The sequence below is a fragment of the Asticcacaulis sp. genome, assembly GCF_027484505.1.
Lineage (GTDB): Bacteria > Pseudomonadota > Alphaproteobacteria > Caulobacterales > Caulobacteraceae > Asticcacaulis.
Genome location: NZ_JAIXSV010000220.1, coordinates 1 through 4,108 on the forward strand (window position 1 = coordinate 1; position 4,108 = coordinate 4,108).

General features: G+C 64.5%; 4 protein-coding genes. 1 reads left to right on the forward strand and 3 read right to left on the reverse strand.

The annotated features are described in order from the left end of the window. Window positions 1–1,061 (reverse strand): molybdopterin-dependent oxidoreductase (locus tag Q0072_RS13135; protein ID WP_298330932.1); only part of this gene is annotated, 1,061 nt, incomplete at its 3' end. A 116-nt stretch (window positions 1,062–1,177) separates the two neighbouring features. Between Q0072_RS13135 and Q0072_RS13140 the strand changes: the two genes are divergently transcribed. Next, a complete protein-coding gene (locus Q0072_RS13140; RefSeq protein WP_298330934.1) occupies window positions 1,178–1,672 on the forward strand; it encodes a hypothetical protein in 495 nt (164 codons plus the stop codon). 37 nt (window positions 1,673–1,709) lie between these two features. Here Q0072_RS13140 and pseI read toward each other — a convergent pair whose 3' ends face one another. Next, window positions 1,710–2,759, reverse strand: a complete 1,050-nt coding sequence (gene pseI / locus Q0072_RS13145; protein WP_298330936.1) for a pseudaminic acid synthase — start codon at window positions 2,757–2,759, stop codon at window positions 1,710–1,712. Beyond that, window positions 2,756–3,949 (reverse strand): UDP-4-amino-4,6-dideoxy-N-acetyl-beta-L-altrosamine transaminase, encoded by a 1,194-nt coding sequence (gene pseC, locus Q0072_RS13150; RefSeq protein ID WP_298330938.1) that lies wholly within the window; start codon window positions 3,947–3,949, stop codon window positions 2,756–2,758. The genes pseI and pseC overlap by 4 nt, the downstream gene beginning before the upstream one ends. Window positions 3,950–4,108 lie beyond the last annotated feature (159 nt).

Genomic DNA, 4,108 nt, shown 5'->3' on the forward strand with positions numbered 1-4,108 from the left:
CCCATGCCCCAGGCGATCACCGCCGACTTCGCCCGCGCATAAAGACTCGCTACCCGCGCAATGTCGGCCTGAGTCAGGCCCGTGCGCGCCTCGATCTCTGCCCACTCCGTCGCCGCGATGTCGGCGCGCAGGGCCTCAAAGCCCTCGGTGTGATCGGCGATAAAGCGCGCGTCCTGCGCCCCGTTCTCCAGGACCGCCTTGATCAGCCCCTTAAGCACGGCGAGGTCGGACCCGATGCGCGGTTGCAGATAGTCGGAGGCGATCCAGTCGCCGCCCGACACCATGGACTTCACGCTCTTGGGCAGGGCAAAGCGCACCAGCCCCGGCTCCCTGGCCGGGTTGATGATCACCACCTCGCCGCCGCGATCGCGCACGCCTTTGAGTTTGTGGATAAAGCGCGGGTGGTTGGACGACGGATTGGCCCCGATGACCAGAATGAAATCGCAGCGGTCGAGGTCTTCCATCTCCACTGTTGCCGTGCCGGTGCCGATGCTGCTGTCGAGCCCGACCCCTGTCGCCTGATGGCAGTAGTAGGAGCAGTTATTGACATTGTTGGTGCCATAGAGCCGCGCCAGCAGTTGCAGCACAAACCCCGCCTCGTTCGACGAACGCCCGGACGAATAGAAGAAGCTGCGCTCAGGCTTCGTCGCGGCAAACCGCTGCGCGGCCAGATCGAGCGCGACGTCCCAGTCCACCGGCACATAGCGGTCCGAGCCCGCCGCCTTATAGATGGGAAAGGCCAGCCGCCCCAGATGCTCCAGTTCATGCCCGTCCAGCTCGCGCAGCTCCGACAGGCTGTGATCGATCACCTCCGGCGGGATGCCCGGCTGAATATCGGTCGATTGCGCCTGTATCGACTTGTTGCACACCGAGGGGAACTCACCGGCCTCATTGGTCATGCCGCCCTTTTGCCCGCCCATGCCCAGCGCGCAGGCCTTGCAGGCATTCTTGGCCGTCAGGGCCTTGGCCGTGTTGTCGAGGCCGATGCGCGTGGCGGTTTTCAGGGCGTACAGCACCTTTTTGGCGCCACCGCCGACGACAGGTTTGCTCGGTGTGTTCATGCGCACAGTCTATCGCCTGAGAGCGGGAAGGTATAGCGGCGATAGGCTGGGGCACGGCCCCTGCACCCGAAAATAAAATCTATCCCCCCTGTTTTGGCGCGGTCTATGCTCGTCAAATGACCCAGACGCCACATCCCTCTCGCCCCTTATCCGCCGAAGACCGGCGTGAGCGTCTGCGCGCCTTTGCCGACCGTATGCTGATCGGTCTCGATAAGCTCGATGATCCCGAAACCGGCGAAGACATTGAAAAAGGTATCCGCCGCGCCCTGATGATCGAACGGCTCTATGCCCGCGTCGATGCCGCCGAAGGGCGGGGCTGGCGCTACGCCGTTGAGACCGCTCCGCGCCGTGATGCGCCCAAGCCCATGGTGTCGCTTAGCCCCGTGGCGGCCCAGATGGCGGCCCAGACAACGGCCCAGACGGCGGCCCAGACAACGGCCCAGACAACGGCGCTCACTCAGGCCGAGATCGCGGCCCGCGCTCTGGCTCTGAAACCTCAGCCGGGCATGTCGCGAGAGCAGATCGAAGAGATGTTGCAGATGCTGGGCGGGCTGATGTCCGATGAGGAGATCGACGCCCTGCTTACCGCTGAGGATGACGACAGTTCGTAAAAATCGCGCCCCTCTCCTTCAGGGGAGGGGGGTGGGATTACCCCACCATGTCGTCGCTCAGCGGTTCGCCGCGTGCGATGTCACGGGTGGCCGCCTTGCCCAGCACGTCCCACAGGCGCACGGGCGGCAGGCCCAGTCCCGGACGCACAGAGCGCACATTGGCCCTAGTGAACACGTCTCCCGCCTTGACGTCCTCAACGACATAGAGCGAGCGGCGGAAGGTTTTGGAGCCGCGCTCAGAGCCCAGCGTGTCGTAATGGACGTGCCCCAGCGCTGCCCAGGCGTCCTTGCAGTCCTTCACCAGCGCGGTGAATTCCGCCGGTTCCAGCGAAAAGCCTGAGTCTGGCCCGCCATCGGCGCGCGCCAGCGTGAAGTGCTTTTCGATGACACAGCCGCCGACCGCAATCGCCGCCACCGAAGCCGCCGTGCCGAACGTATGGTCGCTGAGGCCCGACGGGCAGCCGAACTTCGCCCCCAGATCGGGGACGACGCGCACATGGGCGTCGCGGATATCGGCGGGGTATTCACTGACGCAATGCAACAGCACGATTTCACCCGTGCCGTATTTTCGCGCCGTGGCCACCGCCGCTTCGATTTCGGCCAGATTGGCCATGCCGGTGGACATGATCAGCGGCTTGCCCTTTGAGGCGGCATAGGCGACCAGCGGCAGGTCGATCAGCTCAAATGAGGCGATCTTGAAGGCCGGCGCGCCCAGATCATGGAGAAAATCGACCGCCGTATCGTCAAAAGGCGACGAAAACATCGTCACGCCGCGTTTGGCCGCCCGCTCAAACAGCGCCGGGTGCCAGTCCCAGGGCGTATGGGCTTCCTCATAGAGGTCATAGAGCGAATAACCGTCCCACAGGCCGCCCTTCAACTGAAACTCCGGACGGTCGGATTTCAGCGTGATGGTGTCGGCGGTGTAGGTCTGGAGCTTGATGGCGTCACAGCCGGTATCGGCGGCGGCATCGACCAGCGCCAGCGCCCGGTCGAGCGAACCATTATGGTTCCCCGACAGTTCGCAGATAATATAGGGGCTGTGGGCCGTGCCGATCTTGCGGCCAGCGATGGTGATTTCGGGGGTCATCCCAGTACCTCTTTCAGGGCCTCGACGACGCGCGCCGGGTCGCTGTCGGCCATGTCGGGATAGAGGGGCAGCGACAGGGTAGAGCGGTAGAAGGCATCGGCACCGGGCAGGTCGCGCGGGCTCAGTTGCCGGGTTTGCCAGTAGGGTTGACGATGCACGGGGATATAGTGGACCTGCGTGCCGATACCGCGTTCGCGCAAGGCCGCCATCACCTCGGTGCGGGTCTTGCCCACCGCCGCAAAGTCAATGCCGGGGGCAAACAGGTGAAACACCGGATCGTCACCCGGTCTTGGCGCTGTCCATATTACGGGCAGGTGGGTCTGTGCCAGCGCCGCCTGATAGGCCGCCACCAGCGCCTTACGGCGTTCGATAAACCCCGGCAGGCGTTTCAGTTGCGCCACACCCAGCGCGCAGTTGATGTCCGGCAGGCGGTAGTTGAACCCCAGCGCCTGCATCTCATAGACCCACGGGCCAGTGTCGTCGCCGTCGCCATAGCCCAGCCCTTCAAAGCGGGCCGGGTCGCGCTCGATGCCGTGGCTGCGCAACAGACGCAGACGGCGCGCCAGCGCTTCGTCATTGGTGGTGATGGCCCCGCCTTCGCCGGTGGTCAGGGTCTTGACCGGATGAAAGGAGAAGTTGGCCATGTCCGACGCTGCGCAGGCCCCGATAGTGCCTTGCGGCCCTGTGCTGCCCAGCGCGTGGCAGGCGTCTTCGATGACAAAGGCCCCCCGCGCACGCGCCACAGCGGAGATATGGCTGAGATCGACCGGACGCCCGGCATAGTGCACCGGGATAACCCCGGCAAAGCGTTGTGACGGGCCGATCAGGGACAGGGCCGCCTCAAACGTCTCATCGGTAATCAGGCCGGTTAGCGGATCGACGTCGGCAAACACGACCTGCGCCCCGCCATAGGCGACGCAATTGGCCGAGGCCGCAAAGGTGATCGACGGTACGATGACCACATCGTTGGGCGTCAGGTTCTGCGTCAGGATACACAGGTGCAGGGCCGCCGTGCCGTTCGATACAACCACGGCCTCTTTGGCTCCGACTGTGGCGGCCAGTGCGCGCTCAAAGCGTTCGACCATCGGGCCGGTGGTCAGGTAGTCGGAACGCAGGGCCTCAACCACCGCCTCAATATCGCTGTCGGCGATGGATTGCCGTCCGTAGGGCAGGAAGGGGGCGGTCGTCACGCGAGATAGGCCTTCATCAGGTCGCGAATGCCTTCGACATCGAGCCGTTCGGGGTTGATGTCGCTGGAATAGGCAAAGCCCTCATCGACCCGGGTCGCACCGGTGGTCGTGGCGGGCTGGCGGGCGTATTCGACGAATTCCGGTTCGATGAAGTAGCGG